The sequence below is a fragment of the Streptomyces sp. NPDC093801 genome (assembly GCF_040701585.1).
Taxonomy (GTDB): domain Bacteria; phylum Actinomycetota; class Actinomycetes; order Streptomycetales; family Streptomycetaceae; genus Streptomyces.
The window spans coordinates 150477-170203 of record NZ_JBFBDP010000007.1; the positions used below are offsets into that span (position 1 = coordinate 150477).

The 19727-nt window shown below is 73.5% G+C and carries 17 protein-coding genes and 1 tRNA gene; 5 read left to right on the top strand and 13 right to left on the bottom strand.

The features are described from left to right. The first annotated feature begins 154 nt into the window (after positions 1-154). Positions 155-634, top strand: coding sequence for a YbaK/EbsC family protein (locus AB0469_RS10080; RefSeq protein ID WP_366450854.1), 480 nt, complete (start codon positions 155-157; stop codon positions 632-634). A gap of 38 nt (positions 635-672) precedes the next feature. On the opposite strand, the gene AB0469_RS10085 is transcribed toward AB0469_RS10080, so the two are convergent. From AB0469_RS10085 to AB0469_RS10100, 4 genes are all read right to left on the bottom strand, one after another. Beyond that, positions 673-1830, bottom strand: coding sequence for a serine hydrolase domain-containing protein (locus tag AB0469_RS10085; RefSeq protein WP_366450855.1), 1158 nt, complete (start codon positions 1828-1830; stop codon positions 673-675). A 98-nt stretch (positions 1831-1928) separates the two neighbouring features. Then, positions 1929-2726 (bottom strand): ABC transporter ATP-binding protein, encoded by a 798-nt coding sequence (locus tag AB0469_RS10090; protein WP_366450856.1) that lies wholly within the window; start codon positions 2724-2726, stop codon positions 1929-1931. Continuing rightward, positions 2723-3484: a cobalt ECF transporter T component CbiQ gene (gene cbiQ, locus AB0469_RS10095; protein ID WP_366450857.1), complete on the bottom strand. Its 762-nt coding sequence runs from the start codon at positions 3482-3484 to the stop codon at positions 2723-2725. The genes AB0469_RS10090 and cbiQ overlap by 4 nt, the downstream gene beginning before the upstream one ends. A gap of 1 nt (position 3485) precedes the next feature. Then, positions 3486-4541, bottom strand: coding sequence for an energy-coupling factor ABC transporter permease (locus tag AB0469_RS10100; RefSeq protein ID WP_366450858.1), 1056 nt, complete (start codon positions 4539-4541; stop codon positions 3486-3488). Positions 4542-4717: 176 nt separating this feature from the next. Between AB0469_RS10100 and AB0469_RS10105 the strand changes: the two genes are divergently transcribed. Then, positions 4718-5152, top strand: a complete 435-nt coding sequence (locus AB0469_RS10105; RefSeq protein WP_366450859.1) for an SsgA family sporulation/cell division regulator — start codon at positions 4718-4720, stop codon at positions 5150-5152. A gap of 92 nt (positions 5153-5244) precedes the next feature. Here the strand turns inward: AB0469_RS10105 and AB0469_RS10110 are convergent, their stop codons facing one another. Together AB0469_RS10110 and AB0469_RS10115 are read right to left on the bottom strand one after the other, a co-directional pair. Beyond that, complete coding sequence (locus AB0469_RS10110; RefSeq protein WP_366450860.1) at positions 5245-7455, bottom strand: MMPL family transporter; 2211 nt, start codon at positions 7453-7455, stop codon at positions 5245-5247. Positions 7456-7695: 240 nt separating this feature from the next. Then, positions 7696-8274, bottom strand: coding sequence for a TetR/AcrR family transcriptional regulator (locus tag AB0469_RS10115; RefSeq protein WP_366450999.1), 579 nt, complete (start codon positions 8272-8274; stop codon positions 7696-7698). Between the two features lie 190 nt (positions 8275-8464). Here AB0469_RS10115 and AB0469_RS10120 point away from each other — a divergent pair, with 190 nt between their 5' ends. Beyond that, positions 8465-11728 carry a S41 family peptidase gene (locus tag AB0469_RS10120; protein WP_366450861.1) on the top strand — a complete coding sequence of 1088 codons (3264 nt, stop codon included), beginning with the start codon at positions 8465-8467 and terminating at the stop codon, positions 11726-11728. Between the two features lie 155 nt (positions 11729-11883). Here AB0469_RS10120 and AB0469_RS10125 read toward each other — a convergent pair whose 3' ends face one another. From AB0469_RS10125 to AB0469_RS10140, 4 genes are all read right to left on the bottom strand, one after another. Beyond that, positions 11884-12063 carry a hypothetical protein gene (locus AB0469_RS10125; RefSeq protein ID WP_366450862.1) on the bottom strand — a complete coding sequence of 60 codons (180 nt, stop codon included), beginning with the start codon at positions 12061-12063 and terminating at the stop codon, positions 11884-11886. 74 nt (positions 12064-12137) lie between these two features. Beyond that, positions 12138-13022: an SDR family oxidoreductase gene (locus tag AB0469_RS10130; protein WP_366450863.1), complete on the bottom strand. Its 885-nt coding sequence runs from the start codon at positions 13020-13022 to the stop codon at positions 12138-12140. After that, the gene (locus AB0469_RS10135; RefSeq protein ID WP_366450864.1) at positions 13019-13990 is read right to left on the bottom strand and encodes an alpha/beta hydrolase; all 972 of its coding nucleotides are present in this window, start codon (positions 13988-13990) and stop codon (positions 13019-13021) included. The genes AB0469_RS10130 and AB0469_RS10135 overlap by 4 nt, the downstream gene beginning before the upstream one ends. After that, positions 13987-15615: an NAD(P)/FAD-dependent oxidoreductase gene (locus AB0469_RS10140; protein WP_366450865.1), complete on the bottom strand. Its 1629-nt coding sequence runs from the start codon at positions 15613-15615 to the stop codon at positions 13987-13989. The genes AB0469_RS10135 and AB0469_RS10140 overlap by 4 nt, the downstream gene beginning before the upstream one ends. Positions 15616-15823: 208 nt before the next feature. Between AB0469_RS10140 and AB0469_RS10145 the strand changes: the two genes are divergently transcribed. Then, positions 15824-16585, top strand: a complete 762-nt coding sequence (locus AB0469_RS10145) for a MerR family transcriptional regulator (protein ID WP_366451000.1) — start codon at positions 15824-15826, stop codon at positions 16583-16585. Here AB0469_RS10145 and AB0469_RS10150 read toward each other — a convergent pair. Beyond that, positions 16567-17370, bottom strand: a complete 804-nt coding sequence (locus AB0469_RS10150) for an exodeoxyribonuclease III (protein WP_366450866.1) — start codon at positions 17368-17370, stop codon at positions 16567-16569. The two genes, AB0469_RS10145 and AB0469_RS10150, sit on opposite strands and share 19 nt — an antisense overlap. Positions 17371-17408: 38 nt before the next feature. Between AB0469_RS10150 and AB0469_RS10155 the strand changes: the two genes are divergently transcribed. Continuing rightward, positions 17409-17918, top strand: a complete 510-nt coding sequence (locus AB0469_RS10155) for a GNAT family N-acetyltransferase (RefSeq protein WP_366450867.1) — start codon at positions 17409-17411, stop codon at positions 17916-17918. Positions 17919-18126: 208 nt separating this feature from the next. On the opposite strand, the gene AB0469_RS10160 is transcribed toward AB0469_RS10155, so the two are convergent. Together AB0469_RS10160 and AB0469_RS10165 are read right to left on the bottom strand one after the other, a co-directional pair. Beyond that, entirely contained in the window at positions 18127-19443 is a 1317-nt protein-coding gene (locus AB0469_RS10160; protein WP_366450868.1) for a CoA transferase, read from the bottom strand. An 84-nt stretch (positions 19444-19527) separates the two neighbouring features. Further along, positions 19528-19601 (bottom strand) — tRNA-Ala (locus AB0469_RS10165). Positions 19602-19727: the final 126 nt, after the last annotated feature.

The following is a 19727-nucleotide window of genomic DNA, read 5'->3' on the forward strand; positions in this document are numbered from 1 at the left end:
GGGCCAAGGCCAGAGGCCGGGGACGGGGCGGGCCGGAGGCCGAGGCCAGAGCCAGGGGCCAAGGCCGGGCGTTGGGGCCGAGGCCAGAGGCCAGGGACAGCTGCGGGGGACAAAACGCCTCGCCCCCGGCCGCGCGCGGCGCTAGCGTCCCGGCATGACGACGAGCACCCCGCACCCTCTCTTCGCCCAGGCCCTCGCCGACCTGGGCCTCGACCTCGCCATCCGCACCTTCCCCGAAGGCACCCGGACGGCCGCCGACGCCGCCGCCGCGATCGGCTGTGAGCTCAGCCAGATCGTGAAGTCACTGATCTTCGCGGCGGACGGCGTCCCGGTCCTGGTCCTCATGGACGGGGCCTCGCGCGTCGACGTCGAGGCGGTACGGCGTCAACTCGACGCCTCGGAAGTCACCCGCGCGGACGCGGCGGTCGTCCGCGAGACCACCGGCTACGCCATCGGCGGCGTCCCGCCCTTCGGCCACCGCACCCGCACCCGCGTCCTCGCGGACCGGTCCCTCCTGCGGCACGACGTCGTCTGGGCGGCCGCCGGCACCCCGCACACCGTGTTCCCGATGCCCCCGCGCGAACTCGTCACGCACGCCGCCGCCCAACTGGCCGACGTGCGCGAGCGGAGCTGACGGCGACACCCGACGAAAAGAGCTGAAGCGACACATCGCTAAAGGCAGGAGCGCAGCGCCCGCACCAGCGCCTGCGCACGCGGGTCGGCGGTGACCGACTTGGCGTGCGCGTTGGTGACGTAGCCGAAGCCGATGCCCGCCTCCGGGTCCGCGAAGGCCAGCGAGCCGCCGCGGCCCGGGTGGCCGAAGGAGGCCGGGGACAGCAGCGGGGACGAAGGCCCGTGCAGCATGTAGCCCGGGCCGAACCGGGTGCCCACGACCAGCACCCGGTCGGGCCCCGCCGCGAACTCGGTGCCGGCCAGCGCGGTGGTCGCCGGGGTGAAGATCCGGGCCCCGTCCTCCACCACCCCGATGGTCGCGGCGTAGAAGCGGGCCAGGGCGCGCGCGGTGCCGATGCCGGCCGAGCCCGGCAGCTCCGCCGCCTGGTAGACGGGGTCGTTCTCGTCCGGCTGGGGGTCGATGGCGGCGAAGGCGCGGCGGGTGAGGGACTCGGGGTCGGCGTACGCCTCAGAAACGTTTCTCCTCGGCCGCGTCCTCAGCAGTCCCGCACTCGGCGGCGGCTCGACGGGCGCCACCCGGCCCACCCGGCGCGCCTCGCCCTCCGGCAGCCCGATCCAGAAGTCCAGCCCCAGCGGCTCGGCCATCTCCTCGGCCAGGATCCCGCCGACGGTGCGCCCGGTGGCCCGCAGCACCAGCTCGGACACCAGCCAGCTGAAGGTCTGCGCGTGGTACCCGTGCGCACGGCCCGGCTCCCAGAACGCCTGCTGCGCGGCGACCGCCCGCGCCCCGGACACGCCGTCCGCCGCCTCCGCCGTCGTCAGGCCGCGGTCCAGCGCCGGAACGCCGGCCTGGTGCGCGAGCAGGTGGCGCACCAGGGCGCGCTCCTTGCCGCCCGCCTTGAACTCCGGCCAGTACGCGCTCACGGGAGCGTCCAGGTCCAGCAGCCCGCGCTGGTGCAGCAGCAGCGGTACGGCCGCCGCCACGCCCTTGGTCGCGGAGCGCACGATGGTCGCGGTGTCCTCGGTCCAGGGCTCGGTGCCGTTCGCGTCCTTCGTGCCGCCCCACAGGTCGACGACCTTGCGGCCGTCGCGGTACACGGCCACGGCCGCGCCCCGGTCCCCGAGCACCTCGAAGTTGCGCGCGAAGGCCTCTCGTACGGGCTCGAAGCCCTCGGTCACCACACCCTGGATGTTCACGAGCACACCAACAACCGAGGACCTGCGCTTATGCCGCGCCCCCGCCGCACCGGGCGGTCCCGGGCGGTCCGGGAGCGCACCCGGGCCGCGCGCCGGGACTACGCCGCGGCCACCGAGCGCGGGTCGAAGCCGAACGGCAGCTCCAGCCGGTGCGCGCCCATCAGCTCCTCGTCGCACAGCAGGTCCCGGGTGCGTCCGTCGGCGGCGATGACCCCCTCGCTGAGGATCACCGAGCGCGGGCAGAGCTCCAGGGCGTAGGGCAGGTCGTGCGTCACCATCAGCACGGTGACGTCCAGTGCGCGCAGGATGTCGGCCAGCTCGCGCCGCGAGGCGGGGTCGAGGTTGGAGGAGGGTTCGTCCAGGACGAGGATCTCCGGCCGCATCGCCAGTACGGTCGCCACGGCCACCCGGCGCCGCTGCCCGAAGGACAGGTGGTGCGGCGGGCGGTCGGCGAAGCCGGCCATGCCGACCTGTTCGAGGGCCTCGCGGACCCGTGCCTCCAGCTCGGCCCCGCGCAGGCCGGCGGCCGCCGGGCCGAAGGCGACGTCCTCGCGCACGGTCGGCATGAACAGCTGGTCGTCGGGGTCCTGGAAGACGATTCCGACCCGCCGCCGGATCTCGGCGAGGTGGCGCTTCTCCACGGGCAGCCCGGCCACGGTGACGGTGCCGACCCCGCCGCCCAGGATGCCGTTGAGGTGCAGGACGAGGGTGGTCTTCCCCGCGCCGTTGGGTCCGAGCAGGGCGACGCGTTCGCCGCGCCCGACGGTGAGGTCGACGCCGAAGAGGGCCTGGTGCCCGTCCGGGTAGGCGTAGGCGACGCCGGACACCTCCAGCGAGGGCGCGGGGCTAACGTCACCGGAGGCGGTGGATGCATCAGAGGCGGAGGGAGCGGTCACAGCGTCCATCCCATCAGACAGACGGCGAGCGCCGTCACCGGGAGCACGGCCGAGTACGCCCACTGGGCGCGGGTGGCCGTGACGTCGTCGATCACCGGCATGGAACCGGCGTAGCCGCGGCTGACCATCGCGAGGTAGACCCGCTCGCCGCGCTCGTAGGAGCGGATGAAGAGGGCGCCGGCGGTCTTGGCGAGCACCCCCCAGTGCTGGATCCCGCGCGCCTCGAAGCCGCGGGAGCGCCGGGCGATGGACATCCGGCGCAGCTCGTCGGTGATGACGTCGCCGTACCGGATCATGAAGGAGGCGATCTGCACGAGCAGCGGCGGCAGCTTGAGGCGCTGGAGGCCCAGCAGCAGCGCCCGCAGTTCGGTGGTCGAGGCGAGGAGCACGGAGGCGGCGACCCCCAGGGTGCCCTTGGCGAGCACGTTCCAGGCGCCCCACAGTCCGGAGACGCTCAGCGACATGCCGAGGACGTCCACCCGCTCGCCCTGCGACACGAAGGGCATGAGCACGGCGAACAGGACGAACGGCACCTCGATCAGCAGCCGCCGCAGCAGGAGCCCGGCGGGGATCCGGGCCGCCGCGGCGACGGCGGCCACGAGGGCGGCGTAGAGGCCGAAGGCCCACATCGCCTCGCGCGGTGTCGACACGACGACGATGACGAAGCCGGCGGTCGCGGCGATCTTGCAGTGCGGCGGCAGCTCGTGCACGGGCGAGTGCCCGTGCCGGTAGAGCTTGTGCGCGTGGCCCGCTCCCACGTCAGCCCGCCGAGGGGGCGGCCGTGGAGGACGCGGTCGGGTCCTGGGCGCGGCGGCGGCGTACGGCCCAGAAGACGCCGCTGCCGACGGCGACGGTCGCGCCGACGCCGATGGCGCCGGCGAGGCCGCCCGACAGGCGGGCGTCGTCGACGTCCTTGACGCTGTAGTCGGCGAGCGGGGAGTCGGCGGCGGCGTGTTCCTGCACCTTGCTGTCGATGCCCTTGTCGGCGGCGACCTTCTCCAGCCCGTCCGGGCTGGTGGAGGCGTAGAAGGAGACGAAGCCGGCGAGCACGAGGGCGGTGGCCAGGCCGGTCAGCCACAGCGCGCGGGTGGAGCGGGCGGCGGCCGGGACGGGGGCCGCGGCGGGGGCGTCGACGAGCTCGCCGCCGACGCGCAGCTTCAGCGGGGTGGCCAGTCCGTGCGCGCCGTGGACCAGGTCGGGCCGAACGGCGATCACGGCGCCGACGGTGGCGGCGGTGATCAGGGCTTCGCCGATGCCGATGAGCACGTGGACGCCGACCATGGCGGTGAACACCTTGCCGATCGGGACGTCGGTGGTGCCACCGAGGGCGTAGAGCAGGGTGAACATGAACGCCGCGCCGGGCACCGAGAGCAGGGCTCCGGCGAAGGCGGCGACGGTCACCGAGCGCCGGCCGGAGGGCAGGAACTTCAGCAGGACGCGGAAGACGGCGTAGGAGACGAGGACGGTCACCACGGCCATGTTCAGGATGTTGACGCCGAGCGCGGTGAGGCCTCCGTCGGCGAAGAGGATGCCCTGCATCAGCAGGACGACGGAGACGCAGAGCACGCCGGTGTAGGGGCCGACGAGTATCGCGGCGAGCGCGCCGCCCAGGAGGTGGCCGCTGGTGCCGGCGGCGACGGGGAAGTTCAGCATCTGCACGGCGAAGATGAAGGCGGCGACGAGGCCGGCCAGGGGCGCGGTGCGCTCGTCGAGCTCGCGGCGGGCGCCGCGCAGGCTGACCGCGACAGCGGCGGTGGCCGCCACTCCTGCGGCCACCGAGACGGGTGCGTCGATGAATCCGTCGGGCACGTGCATGGAGCGGCTCCGCTTCCTCTTCCTCACATGAGTGTTTAACCGTTCAAGAGTAGTGGCTACTTGCAAACGATTGGCAAGAGCTGGCGCCGCACAAATACATACGTGCGGTTTCGTGGGAATGTGCGAGGCTGGACAGGCAAACGGACGCGCATGTTCCGATTCAAGGAGTCCGGTCGATGTCAGCCACCGCCGAGAATCCACCAGCCACCTCAGCGGCCGTCGAGGAGCGGGTCAGCGCCCGCGTGATCAGCGACGACCCCCTCTTCCGCGCGATCCCGGTGGCCCTGCGGTTCACCACCGCCGAGCCCCTGGCCGTCAGGATCGTCTTCCCCGCCGAGCTGTCCCCCGACGGCACCGACAACGAGTGGGTCTTCCCGCGCGCCTTGCTGGAGGCCGGCCTGCTCGCGCCGACCGGGACGGGCGACGTGCGGGTCTGGCCCTGCGGCCGGGTCCAGGCCGTGGTCGAGTTCCACTCCCCCGACGGTGTCGCCGTGCTCCAGTTCGACAGCGCCGTGCTGCGCCGCTTCCTGCGCCGCACGTACGCCACCGCGGCGGCCGCCGACGCGGGACCCGCTGCCGGCGCGCGGCCCACGGCCACCCGTACGGCGTAGCGGACGCGGCCGGCCCCGCACCTGGGGTTCCAGATGCGGGGCCGGGGTTCACATGCTTCGAACCAACCGCTGGGCATTAACCACCCGCGGGGTCAGGCGTTGACCAGCGCGCGCTGCTTGTCGGGGTCCTCCGGGGACCCGGACTCCTGCGCCGACTCCCCGAGGTGCTTGCGCAGGCTCTCGCCCTCCACGTCGACGTTGGGCAGGATCCGGTCCAGCCACGCCGGCAGCCACCAGGCCTTGTGGCCGAGCAGCGCCAGCACCGCCGGCACGATCGCCATGCGCACCACGAAGGCGTCGAACAGGACGGCGACGGCCAGGCCGAAGCCGATCATCTTGACCATCGCGTCGCTGGCGCCCAGGAAGCCGGAGAAGACGGCGATCATGATGACGGCCGCGGCCACCACCACGCGGGCGCTGAACTGGAAGCCCGTCACCACGGCCTGACCGGGCCGCTCGCCGTGGACGTACGCCTCCCGCATCCGGGTGACGAGGAAGACCTCGTAGTCCATCGCCAGGCCGAAGACGACGCCCACCATGAAGATCGGCATCATCGACATGATCGGACCGGTCTGCTCCACCCCGAAGACGGACCCGAGCCAGCCCCACTGGAAGACCGCGACGACCGCGCCGAGGGCGGCGACGACCGACAGCAGGAAGCCGAGGGCCGCCTTCAGCGGGACCAGGATCGAGCGGAACACCAGCATCAGCAGCAGGAACGCCAGGCCGACCACGAGCGCCAGGTAGGGCAGCAGCGCGTCGTTCATCTTCTGCGAGAAGTCGATGTTCATCGCGGTCGCGCCGGTGACGAACACGTCGTCCCCGTTGCCCGCGCGGATCGTGTGGACCAGGTCCTCGGTCTCGGTCGAGGACGGCCGCTCCTTCGGGATCACGCTGATGACCGCGGCGTCCTTGGCCTCGTTCTGGTGCGGCGGGGTCACCGCGACCACGCCCTCCAGGCCCTTGATCCGGTCGACGGTCTTGTCGGCGAGCGCCTTGTCGCCGTCAACGACCACCATCAGCGGACCGTTGAAGCCCGGGCCGAAGCCCTCGGACAGCATGTCGTACGCCTTGCGCTGGCTGGTGGAGACGGGCTTGGAGCCGTCGTCCGGCAGGCCCATCTCCAGCTTGCTCGCCGGCACCGCGATCGCGCCGAGGCCGATCACGCCGATCAGCAGCACCATCACCGGGCGGCGCAGCACGAAGCGGGCCCAGCGGGTGCCGCCGTTGGGCTTGGCCTCGGCGCCGGCCGGGCGGCCCTTGCCGAAGAGCTTGCTCTTCTTGCCGGCGGGCAGGACCTTCTTGCCCGCGAAGCCGAGGATCGCCGGGACCAGCGTCAGGGCGACGAGCACCGCGATGACCACCGTTCCGGCGGCCGCGACACCCATCTTCGTCAACATCGGGATGTTGACGACGGCCAGGCCCACCAGGGCGATGACCACGGTCAGACCGGCGAAGACGACGGCGGAGCCGGCGGTTCCGGCGGCGCGGCCGGCGGCCTCGTCACGCTCGCGGCCCTCGGCGAGCTCCACGCGGTAGCGGGAGACGATGAACAGCGCGTAGTCGATGCCGACCGCGAGGCCGATCATCATCGCGAGGGTGGAGGTGGTGGAGCCGAGGTCCAGCACGTTGGCGAGCGCGGTGATCGAGGAGACGCCGATGCCCACGCCGATCAGCGCGGTCAGCAGCGGCAGCCCGGCCGCGACCAGCGAGCCGAAGGTGATGACCAGGACGATGCCGGCGATCAGGATGCCGATCGCCTCGCCGGAGCCGGTCTCGGGAGCCTCCATCAACGCGTCGCCGCCGATCTCCACCTGGAGGCCGGCCTTCTGCGCGTCGTGCCCGGAGTCCTTGAGGGCGTCACGCGTGACGTCCTTCAGCTCCATGCCGCTGACCTTGTACTTCACCGTGATGTAGGTGGTGGAGCCGTCCTGGCTCACCGCCTGCATCTGGTACGGGTCGTCGACGGTGGCGACCTGTGCGGCGCCCTCGCCCTGCTTCAGGCCGGAGATGAGCTTCTGCACCTCGCCCTTGGGGCCCTGGTCTGTGACCTTGGCGCCCGCCGGGGCCTTGACGACGATGCGGGCGGTCGCGCCGTCGGCGGACATGCCCGGGAACTTCTTGTCCAGCAGGTCGAAGGCCTTCTGGGCCTCGGTGCCGGGGATCGAGAACGAGCCGGAGGTGGGCGCGGCGGCCGTCGCCGCGCCGAAGCCGGCGGCGACCAGCAGCGCCACCCATATGAGGGCGACGAGGCCGCGGCGCCTGAAGGCGCCGCGCCCGAGCCGGTAGAGGAAGGTGGCCACGTCGTGGTTCTCCCGTTTCAGGTCGTGGGATGGATCCTGCGCCCGTGCGGCCGGAGGGCCGTGGGCGGATCAGGGCGTGAAAAGCCGGCCCGACGACGAGAGCGGCGTGTCAGGAGCAGCAGGCGGTACGTGGGGAGGTACGGGGAGTGCGGACAGCGGCCCCGGGAGGTACTGGACGGCGCTGGCGGAACCGGACAGTACCCGGCGGTGCTCAGGAAGGACTGGGGAGTCGCTCGGGAATCAGACGCCGAGGGCGGGGAAGACCACGGCGTCGATGAACTGGGTGAGGAAGGCCCGGTCGACGGACCGGTCCTCGATCAGCGGCAGTGCGATGAACGCCCCGATGAGCATGTGCGGCACGAAGTCCAGCGCCGGGCAGTCCGGACGGACCTCGCCCCGCTCCACCGCGCGGCGGAGCATGGCCTGGAGACCGTTGATCTCCGGGTCGACCAGCAGGTCGCGCAGGGCCCGGTGCAGCTCCGGGCTCTCGTGGACGGCATGGGCCAGACCCCGCATCAGGGCGGTGTCCTTGGCCATCTGCGCGTCGTCGGAGTGCGCGACCATCCGTGCGAAGTCCCCGCGGAGGGTGCCCGTGTCGATCTCCCGCAGGGAGACCGGCTGGGTGCACCGGAGGGCCTTCGCGACCAGCTCCGGCTTGCTCCCCCACTGGCGGTAGAGGGTGGCCTTGCTGGACTTCGTACGGGCGGCGACCGCGTCCATGGTCAGCGCCTCGTACCCGACCTCGCGGAGGAGGTCGAGGACCGCCTCGTGGAGCTCGGCCTCCCGCTCGGGGGTGATCCGGCTGCGCCGCGCCGACATCGCGTCGGTGACCCGGCAGCTTCCCTTCATCACGACCACCCATCCGAACGAAACGGTTTCGTACACCAGCTAGCGTACCCCCGCCCTTAACGAAACGAAACCGTTCCGTTTCGCTAGGACGGTGGTGTGGGTCACACATGGAGCACCTGTACGAGTTGCCGGGCCCCTCCGGCACGGAAAGCATTGTGGGGTGAGTCACGACGTCGCGTACCTCCGCTTCCCGCACCTGCACGACGAACTGCTGTGCTTCGCCACCGAGGACGACCTGTGGGTCGCCCCGCTGGTCCCCGAGGGCCACGCCCCGGGCCGGGCCTGGCGGATCACCGTCGACCGCACCCGGGTCGGCCACCCCCGCTTCTCCCCCGACGGACGGCAGATCGCCTTCACCACCTGGCGCAGCCTCGACCCCGAGATCCACCTCGCCCCCGTGGACGGCGGCCCCGCGCGCCGCCTCAGCCACTGGGGCTCCACCGACACCCGGGTCTGCGGCTGGGACCCCGACGGCAACGTCCTGGCCGTCTCCTCCCACGGTCAGCCGTTCTCGTACTACTCCTGGGCCTACAAGCTGCCCACGGACGGCAGCCCCGGCGGCCGCCTGCCCTGGGGCCCGGTCTCCGACATCCAGGTCGCCGACGTCGACGGCGAACACCGCAGCCTGCTGCTCACCGGCAAGCCCCCGCACGAGCCCGCCTCCTGGAAGCGCTACCGGGGCGGCGCCACCGGTCGGCTGTGGCTGCACGGCGTACGCCTGCTGGAGGACCTCGAAGGCCACCTCGACGCGCCGATGTTCGTCGGCGGCCGCATCGCCTTCCTCTCCGACCACGAGGGCGTCGGCAACCTCTACTCCTGCCTGCCCGACGGCACCGGCCTGCGCCGCCACACCGACCACGAGGAGTTCTACGCCCGCCACGCCTCCAGCGACGGCTCCCGCGTCGTCTACCAGTGCGCCGGCGAGCTCTGGCTCGTGGACTCCCTCGCCGCCGACGCCTCCCCGCGCCGGCTCGACGTCCGCCTCGGCGGCCCGCGCGCGGGCCGGCGCACCTACCAGGTGCCGGCCGCCAGCAACGTCGACTCGCTGTCCGTGGACACCACCGGCCGGGCCAGCGCCGTCGTCGTCCGCGGCAGCCTGTACTGGCTCACCCACCGCGACGGCCCGGCCCGCACCATCGCCGACACCCCGGGCGTGCGCGTCCGCCTCCCCGAGATGCTCGGCAGCGGCGGCCAGGTCGCCTACGTCACCGACGCCGAGGGCGAGGACGCCGTCGAGATCGCCTACCTCCCCCGCGCCTCCGGGGAGCGCGAGCCGCGCCGGCTCGCCTCGGGCGAGCTGGGCCGCGTCACCGAGCTGCTGTCCGACCCGGCCGGAGAGCGGCTCGCCGTCGCCTCCCACGACGGGCGGCTGCTGCTCCTCGACGCGACCGAGGAGTCCGACGGGCAGGCCACCGAGCTGATCCGGTCGATCAACGGGCCCGTCGCCGACCTCGCCTTCTCCCCCGACGGCTGCTGGCTGACCTGGTCGCACCCCGGCATCGGCCGCTCCCTGCGGCAGATCAAGATGGCGAGGATCTCCGGGCCGGGCGCCCGCGTCGTCGTCGACGTCACCAACGGCCGCTTCGCGGACGAGAACCCGGTCTTCACCCGCGACGGCCGCTACCTCGCGTTCCTGTCCTGGCGCGGGTTCGACCCGGTGTACGACGTCCACACCGGCGACCTGTCGTTCCCGCTGGGCTGCCGCCCGTACCTGGTGCCGCTGTCCTCCGCGACCCCCTCGCCCTTCGCCTTCTCCCCCGACGGCCGCCCGGCGGCGGGCGGCCTCGACCCCGTCGAGGGGGAGCCCGGGGAGGGCGACGGGACGGTGACCGTGGAGGTGGAGGGCCTGGAGAGCCGGGTCACCCCCTTCCCCGTGACCGCGTCGAAGTACTCGGCGCTGCACCCCGTGCACGGCGGCGGGCTCGTGTGGCTGCGCTGGCCCATCTCGGGCGCGCTCGGCGAGACCTTCGCCAACCCGGCCGACACCAGCGGCAAGCCGACGCTGGAGCACTTCGACATGACCAAGGCCCGCAAGACCGAACTGGCCTCCGGGCTGGACTGGTTCGCGGTCAGTGGCGACGGCACCCGCATCGTCGTCAACGACGACGGTGACCTCCGCGCCGTGCCGGCCACCGAATCGGGTGACGGCGACTCCACCGTCTACCTCGACCTGCGCCGCATCCTGCACGAGGTGGACCCGGCGGCCGAGTGGCGGCAGGCCTTCGAGGAGGCCGGCCGGCTCATCCGCGCGTACTTCTGGGAGCCGAACATGTGCGGCATCGACTGGGACGCGGTGCTGAGCCAGTACCGCCCCCTCGTCGAACGGGTCGCCTCCCCCGACGAGTTCGCGGACCTGCTGCGCGAGGTGCTCGGCGAACTCGGCACCTCGCACGCGTACGTCTCCCCCGCCCGCCGCAACGAGGGCCCGCCCCACTACCAGCGGGCGATCGGCCTGCTCGGCGCCAACCTCGTGCGGCGCGACGAGGGGTGGGTGGTCGCACGGATCCTGCCCGGCGAGTCCTCCGACTCCAAGGCCCGCTCCCCGCTCGCCGGCACCGGCATCCGCGAGGGCGCCGTCCTGACCCACGTCGACGGCCGGCCCGTCGACCCGGTCGCCGGCCCCTACCCGCTGCTCGCGGCGGCCGGGGGCACCACCGTCGAGCTGACGTTCACCCCGGCCGAGGGCGAGGGCCCCTCCCGGCGCGTCGCGGTCGTCCCGCTGGTCGACGAACGGCCGCTGCGCTACCAGGACTGGGTGTCCAAGCGCCGCGCCGTCGTCCGGAAGATCAGCGGCGGACGCTGCGGCTACCTGCACATCCCCGACATGGGCGGCTCGGGCTGGGCCCAGTTCAACCGCGACCTGCGCATGGAGATGTCCCGGCCCGCGCTGATCGTCGACGTACGGGGCAACGCCGGCGGCCACATCAGTGAACTCGTCGTCGAAAAACTCACCCGATCGATTCTGGGCTGGGACCTGACGCGCGGCGCACAGCCGGTCAGTTACGCCTCCGACGCGCCGCGCGGCCCGATCGTCGCACTGGCGGACGAGGCGACCTCCTCCGACGGGGACATGATCACCGCCGCGTTCAAACTGCTCGGCCTCGGGCCGGTGGTCGGCCAGCGCACCTGGGGCGGCGTGGTCGGCATGACCGGCCGGCACACCCTGGGCGACGGCACCGTGATCACCGTGCCGATGAACGCCGCCTGGTTCCCGGAGTACGGGTGGTCGGTGGAGAACCACGGCGTGGAACCGGACCTGGAGATCATGCGCACCCCCCTCGACTGGGCGGAGGGGCGCCACGCGCAGCTGGACGACGCCGTGTACCTGGCGCTGGAGCTGCTGGAGCAGGACCCGGCCGCGATCCCGCCCGGCTACACGGACGTCCCGGACGGACGCCGGCCGAAGCTCCCGCCGCGGCCGTAGCGCACGGCGGGCCGGAGCGCACGGCACGAGGCGAGCACGGCACGAGGCGAGCACGGCACGAAAGCCCACGGCACGAGGGCGACGAGGGCGCACGGCACGAGGGGCGCGATCCGCGGGAAGTGCGGATCGCGCCCCTCGGCGCTGTCTGCGGAAGGTCAGTCCCAGCTGTCGTCGAGCTCGCTGCGGACGTCGTCGACCGGCTGCTGCGCCTGCGGCTTCTTCGCCTTGGCCTGCCGCGCACGCGAGGACGCCTCGTCCTTCGCACCCTGCTGCGGTTGCTGCGCCTTCGCCTTGAGCTGCTCCGCCTTGTCCTGGAACTGGTCCTTGATACCCATGCGTGCACTCCCTGAGGGGTGTTGGTGGTCGGGCTCGACCAGACTGACATGGGGGAACAAAGGCCGCATTTTGATCAGCGGCTCCGGGCGCGCTCCTGTTCGTCGGCGGCCCCGCCCGCACCCACCAGCCCCTTGGGCACGCTCGCCAGCCGGGGCTCGAACCGCTTCATCTCGCGCCGCCCGCCCGCAGCGATGACCGCCGGCAGGTAGCCGCGGACGCCCTGCGTCCCGCGCAGCCACCACTGCGCGTACACGTGCGCCGAACGCCGCTCGATGCCGGCGACGATCCGGTCCACGGCCGGGCCGAGCGGGTAGGTCCGGTTCGCCGGCCAGGGCAGGCGCCGGCGCAGTTCGCGCATCACGTCGTGCTGGTCGGCGCCGCGCACCATGTCGGTGTCGGTCCAGGAGAGGTAGCCGACGCCGACCTTGACGCCCTTGTAGCCGACCTCGGCGCGCAGGCAGTGCGCGAAGGCCTCGACACCGGACTTGGATGCGCAGTACGCCGTCATCATCGGCGCGGGGGTGATCGCGGCGAGCGAGGCGATCTGGAGGAAGTAGCCGCGGCTCTCCATGAGGACGGGCAGGAAGGCGCGGGCGGTGACGGCGCTGCCGATCAGGTTGACCTCGATCACCCGCCGCCACGCCTCCGGGTCGGAGTCGCCGAACGGTCCGCCGGAGGCGACGCCGGCGTTGGCGACCACGATGTCCACCTTGCCGAAGCGCTGCTTGACCTCCTGCGCGACCCGGGCCATCGCCTCGTGGTCGGTGACGTCGGCGTACCAGTGGTCGCTGTCGCTGTGCAGCCGCTCGGAGACCTCCTTGAGCGCCTCCGGCTCCAGGCCGACCAGGGCGACCTTCGCACCGCGCGCGGACAGCTTGCGGGCGAGCAGCTCTCCGACCCCGCGGGCGGCGCCGGTGACGACGGCCACCTGGCCTTCCAGACTCCTGCGAGCGCTCACGGCGTCGTCTCCTTCTCGGTCGAGGTCGAGGTGGGTGTGGTCGGGGTCATGGTCGTGGTGGGCGCGGCCGTCAGGTACCGGGACGTCAACTCGCGCACGGTGGAAGTCACCGCTTCGGGTGCTTCGACGGGGGTCATGTGCCCCATTCCGGTGAGTTCGGTCAGCCCCACGCAGTTCGGGAGCGCGGCAGCGAGCCCTCGGGCGTGCACGACGGGGGTCAGCCGGTCGTCGCGGCCCACGATGACGGCGGTGGGCACCGTCAGCCGCGCGAGCCCGTCGTCCAGGTCGAGGCCGGCCAGGACGTGCGACCAGGCGCGGCGCACCCCGGCGGGGCAGGCGTGCACGATCCGGGCGCAGGCCTCCACCCGGTCGGGCGCGGATCCCGGGCCCATGGTCGCGTACTTGAGCACCGCCCGCGTGGCGGGGGTGACGGGCCCGAGCGGGGCGGGCGAGCCCAGCAGCCCCCGGGTCAGGCGGGTCCGGGCGCGCCCGGGGCGCAGCGGCAGCACGGTCGCCTCGGCGACCAGCCGTGAGCTGCCGGTGCTGCACAGCAGGGCGGCCGCGGCGTGCTCGGCGAACCGGGGGCGGCCGGCGGCGGCCATCACGGTCATGCCGCCCATGGAGTGTCCGGCGACGACGGCCCGCTCGCCGGGGGCGAGGGCGGTCTCCAGGACGGCGACCAGGTCGTCGGCGAGGGCGGTGGTGCTGTACGCGGCGGCGGCCGGGCTGCGTCCGTGGCCGCGCTGGTCGTAGGCGACGACCCGGTGGTCGCGGGCCAGTTCCCGTATCTGGGCGGCCCAGAAGGCGGTGGAGCAGGTCCATCCGTGGGAGAGGACGACGGCGGGCGCCCCCTCGGGACCGTGCACCTCGACGTGCAGCCGGGAGCCGTCGGCGGAGACGGCGACCAGTTCGCGGCCGGCGGCCGGCGGGGCGTAGCGCCCGGCGGTGGCGTGCGGCGGGCGGCTCACGCCGCGCCCTCGCCGGCGGAGGCCGCGCCGGCGGGGGCCGCGTCGGCGGGGGCCGCGTCGGCGGGGGCGGACGCGGCACCGGCGGCCGCCGCGACGGGGGCCGGGAGCCGCCCGGCACCGCTCTCGCGGACCCGTACGACCTCGTACTCGGCCAGGTCGACCGTCAACGTGGCGCGCCGGAACTCACCCGTCGTGCCCGGCCAGACCGTGGTGTTGCGGCCCTGTGCGTCCAGGTACCAGCTGGTGCAGCCGCCGGTGTTCCACACCGTCCGCTCCATGCGCGCCTGCACGTGCCGGTTCCACTGGTTGACGGCGGAGGGGCGGGCGGCGAGCGCGGTGCGCCCGCCGCGGCTGCCGTCGCCGAGCAGGGAGAGCTGGCGCAGGTAGTCCGCCATGTAGTTCAGCTGGGACTCGATCATCAGGATCATCGAGCTGTTGCCGAGGCCGGTGTTCGGCCCGATGATCGTCATCCAGTTGGGGAAGCCGGCGGCCGTCGCCCCGCGCAGCGCCTGCATCCCGTCCTTCCAGGAGTCGGCGAGGGTCTGCCCGTCCGCGCCGACCACGCGGTCGGCGATCGGCATGTCGGTGACGTGGAACCCGGTGCCGAAGACGATCGCGTCGACCTCGGTCTCGGTTCCGTCGGCGGCGACGAGGACCGAGCCCCTGACCTCCTTCAGCCCGGAGGCGACGAGGTCCACGTCGGGCCGGGCGAGCGCCGGGTAGTACTCGCTGGACAGCAGGATCCGCTTGCAGCCGATCCGGTACGAGGGCGTCAGCTTGGCCCGCAGCGCCGGGTCCTTGATGGAGCGCGCCATATTGGCCTTGGCCAGCGATTCGATGAGTCCGAGCTGGTTGGGCCGTTTGGTGAAGGCGCTGACCTGGAGCTCCCGGATCCCCCACAGCAGCCCGCGCCGGGCGGCCTGAGTGAAGGGCAGCTGGCGGTGCAGCCGGCGTTCGAGGGAGCTGATGGCCCGGTCGGTGCGCGGCATGACCCACGGAGGGGTGCGCTGGAAGAGGGTCAGGCGCGCCGTCTTCGGGGCGATGGCGGGCACGATCTGGATCGCGGAGGCGCCCGTTCCGATCACCGCGACGCGCTTGCCGCTCAGGTCGTAGTCGTGGTCCCAGCGCGCGGAGTGGAACACCTTGCCGGGGAACTCGGCCAGCCCGGGGATCTCCGGCGTCTTCGGGTCGGACAGCGGGCCGGTCGCCGACACCACGACGTCGGCGCTGAAGGCGCCCGCCGAGGTGTCGATGTCCCAGCGCAGTTCCTCGGCGTCCCAGCGCATCATCGTCACCTCGTGGCCGAAGCGGATGTGCGGGCGCAGCCCGAAGGTGTCGGCGACGTGTTCCAGGTAGGCGCGGATGGCGGGCTGCCCGGAGAAGGTGCGGGGCCAGTCGGGGTTGGGCGCGAAGGAGAAGGAGTACAGGTGCGAGGGGACGTCGCACGCGCATCCGGGGTAGCTGTTGTCGCGCCAGGTGCCGCCGACGGAGTCGGCCCGTTCGAGGACGACGAAGTCGGTGATCCCCTCGCGCCTCAGCCGTACGGCCGCGCCGAGCCCGCCGAACCCGGACCCGATCACCGCCACCCGTACGTGCTCGCGCCCGTGCCCGCCCATGCCGCTCATGCCCGCCGCCTCCCGCTTCCGCAGTCCGTCCCGGCCACGCCGGGACACGCCGTCACGCCCATCACAACACTGCCAGCAATCACTGGCACAATCGGGAGGGTAGAGCAGCTCCGTACCCATGGGTAGGGGTCGCGCCCGGAAAGTTACTGCGGGTACGCCCTAGGCTGCGCAGGTGGAGACACGGGGGACGTGGGAGGCGGAGGCGGCCGTGAAGCGCGAGTACCGGACCCAGGAGCTGGCGGAGGCCGCCGGCATCCCGGTGCGCACCCTGCGCTTCTACCGCGAGCGCAGGCTGCTCCCGCCACCCCGCCGCGAGGGGCGGATCGCCTGGTACGACGACCAGCACCTGGCCCGGCTGCGCACCATCGCCGCCCTGCTGGAGCGCGGCCACACCCTCGGCGGCATCGCGGAACTGACCGCCGCCTTCGAGAAGGGCCGCGACGTCGGCCAGCTCGGCGAGCTGCTCGGCATCGGCTGGTCGGAGGAGACCCCCGTCCGGCTCTCGCCCGAGGCCCTGGCCGACTACTTCGAGGGCGAGGTCACCCCGGAGAACCTGGCGGCCTCCCTCGACCTCGGCTACCTCGCCACCGACGGCGAGGAGATCGTGCACGTCAGCCGGCGCCTGCTGGACGTCTCCTCGGCCCTGGTCCGCGAGGGCGTACCGCTCGCGGCGGTGCTGGAGACGGGCCGCCGGGTGCGCGCGCACGCGGACGCGCTGGCGGAGCTGTTCACCGAGCTGATCACCGCCCACCTCGGGGAGGAGGACGTCGCCCGGCTGCGCCCGCTCGCCAAGAGCGTGGTCGAGGCCGAGCTCACGATGGCGATGGACCGCCTGCACCAGCGGCGCGGCCCCGCACCGTCCCGGACGCCCGGGCCCGCCGAGGCAACGGGGACGCCCGGGCCCGACCCCACGGCCGACGCGCCCGGGCCCGCCCGTGCGCCCCGGGAACCTCAGGCCCCGAGCTCGTAGACCACGGTCACCGGCGCGTGGTCGGACCACCGCTCCGGGTGCGTCTCGGCCCGCTCCACGAACGCCTTGACCGCCCTGGCGGCCAGCCCCGGCGTCGCGACCTGGAGGTCGATGCGCCAGCCGGCGTCGTTGTCGAAGGCCCGCCCGCGGTAGGACCACCAGGAGTACGGGCCCTCCGTGTCGGGGTGCAGCACGCGCACGACGTCCACGTACCCGGCCTCCGAGTACACCTTCCCGAGCCACTCCCGCTCCTCGGGCAGGAAGCCGGCGCTCTTCCGGTTGGTCTTCCAGTTCTTGAGGTCGGCCTCCTGGTGGCAGATGTTCCAGTCGCCGCACACCACGACCTCGCGGCCGTCCGCGGCCGCCCGCGCCTTCAGCCCCTGGAGGTAGGTGCGGAACTCCGCCATGAAGCGGTACTTCTCGTCCTGCTTCTCCGTCCCGGCCTCGCCGGAGGGCAGGTACAGGCTCGCCACGGTGACCCCGGGCAGGTCGATCTCGATGTACCGCCCGCTCGTGTCGAACTCGTCACTACCGAAGCCCACCTGCACCCGTTCAGGTGACTTCCGCGTATACAGGGCGACGCCGGCCCGGCCCTTCGCGGCGGCCGGCGCGAACACCGTGTGCCAGCCCTCGGGCTCCCGCGCCTCCACCGGAATCTGCCCCTCCTCGGCCCGTACCTCCTGCAGGCACACGACGTCGGCGTCGGATCCGGCGAGCCACTCCACGAAGCCCTTCTTGGCGGCGGCGCGGATCCCATTCACATTCACGGAGGTCACGGTGAGCATCCCAGCACCATAACCGCAGCCTTCCGTACGATGTTCTGATGTCTCACGGGATACACCTGCGCGCCGTACCGTACGACCACCCGGACGCGCTGAAACTCGACGCCCAGGTCCAGCTCGAATACCAGGCGCGCTACGACGGCGAGGGCGACGCCACCTTCCTCGACCCGGCGATGTTCGTCCCGCCGGCCGGGCTCTACCTGCTCGCCTACGACGCCGCGGACACCCCGGTGGCGAGCGGCGGCTGGCGTGCCCAGGACCACAACGACGAGGGCTACGCGGACGGCGACGCCGAGATCAAGCGCATGTACGTGATCCCGGACGCCCGCGGGAAGGGCCTGGCCCGCCGCATCCTGGCCGAGCTGGAGGCCGACGCCTCGGCCGCCGGACGCCGCCGGATGGTCCTGGAGACGGGCGACCAGCAGCCCGAGGCGATCGCGCTGTACCTGTCGTCGGGGTACGCGCCGTCGGAGAAGTTCGGCTACTACCGCGACTACGAGTCGAGCCTGTGCATGGCCAAGCCCCTCCCGTCGCAGGCCACCCCGGCCTGACCCTCCCGCCGCCGGCGGGCCGCCGGCGCGCGCGGCCCCTCCCCGCGCCCCGACCCCCGCGCGCCGAGGGGCGGCCGGGGAGGACGGGCGGGGCGCACGACCGCTCGCTGCCGGGCGGCCGCCCGGCAGCCGCCGCCCACCGCATCCCGCCCGCCCGGCGCCGAGCGGCACCGCCCCGCGGAACCGCCCGGCGCAGCCGCGCCGGCCCCTACCGGCCGAGCCACACCGCCGGGTCGGTCCCCCACCGCGACGGCCCCCGCTCCCACTCCCCGAAGGGACTGGCGGCGTGGCGCAGCGCCCCGTACCCCGACTTCCCCTCCCGCAGCCACGGCCCGGCCCCGTACCCGGGCACCCCGGCCCCCACCCCGGGAACCTCCCGCACCAGCCATGACGCGGTCCCCGCCAGGGAGTACCGCAGCAGTCCCCCGGTCCCGCCCGCCAGGGCCCTGAGGACGCCCGCCGCCACCAGGTACCCCGTCCCGTGGTCCAGGGCCTGCGCCGGCAGCACCCCCGGAACGCCGTCCTCCCCCGCGCACCGCGCCGCGATCCCGTAGCCGGCCTGCACCAGCGAGTCGAACCCCCGCCGCCCGGCCCACGGCCCGCGCCGACCCCACGCGCACAGTTCGGCCACCACCAGCCCCGGACGCCGCTCCAGCAGCTCCGACCCGCCCAGCCCGTACCGCTCCAGCGCCCCGGGACGGTAGCCCGTCACCACCACGTCGGCGCCGTCGAGCAGCCGCTCCAGCACCGCCCGGTCCTCCGGCCGCGCGAGGTCCAGCAGCGCCGACCGCTTCCCGAAGCCGGTGTCCGCGTGCGCGTCGGCCGCCTCCGGCAGCCCCGGCGCGTCGATCCGCAGCACGTCCGCCCCGAGCACGCCGAGCGTGCGGGTGGCGACGGGGCCGGCGATCACCCGGGTCAGGTCCAGCACCCGCACCCCGGAGGCCGGAAGCCCCGCCGGCCCCGCCAGCGGCTCGCGCGCCTCCCCCGGGGTCCACTCCACCAGCGGCTGCGGCTCCCCGTACGGCGGAGCCACCGCGACCGCCAGCCCGCCCTCCCCGTACACGCGCTCCTGGGCCTCCACGGCGCCCAGCCGCGCGAGCGCCCCGCGCACCGCCTCCGGGGTCGCGGGTACGCCGAGGGCCCGGACGAGGGCCGCCTCGTGGTGGGGATAGTTGGCGTGGGTGCGCACCCATCCGTCGGCCGCCCGCCAGAACCCCGACAGCGGGGCGAAGCCCACCGGCGCCCGGCCCTCCACCCGCAGGTGCCGCTCGCTGACGAACGCCGTCGCCACGGCCCCCTCGTCCACGACCACGGGAGCCGCGTCAAGCGCCGTCCCCCCGGCCCGTACGGCGGCCAGCTCGGCCGCCGCGAGCGCGCACACCCCGACGGTGGCCCGCGCCAACTCCCGCACCGGCAGCGGCCCCTCCAGGCCGCTCGGCCCCCGGTAGACCACCCGCCCGGCGAGCCCGTCCGCCCCGCCGAGTGCTTCCCACGCTTGCGCCGTAGCGCCGTCCTGGCTCGTCATGCGACCAGTGTGGCGTGACGGCCCTTCAGGAAAAGCACGAAGGTCCCGCCCGATCTTGCGATCGGACGGGACCTTCATCGTCTGTGGACCTGTGGGGATTTGAACCCCAGACCCCCTCGATGCGAACGAGGTGCGCTACCAGACTGCGCCACAGGCCCTTGCGACGTGTGAAACATTAGCATCCCCGCGCCGCTGCTCCAAAACGCGTTCCCGGAGGGCGGCCGTCGGCCGCCGCGGGAGGCGTCCGGCGAGGTCGGCGCAGGTCATCCGCCGGACGTCCGGGG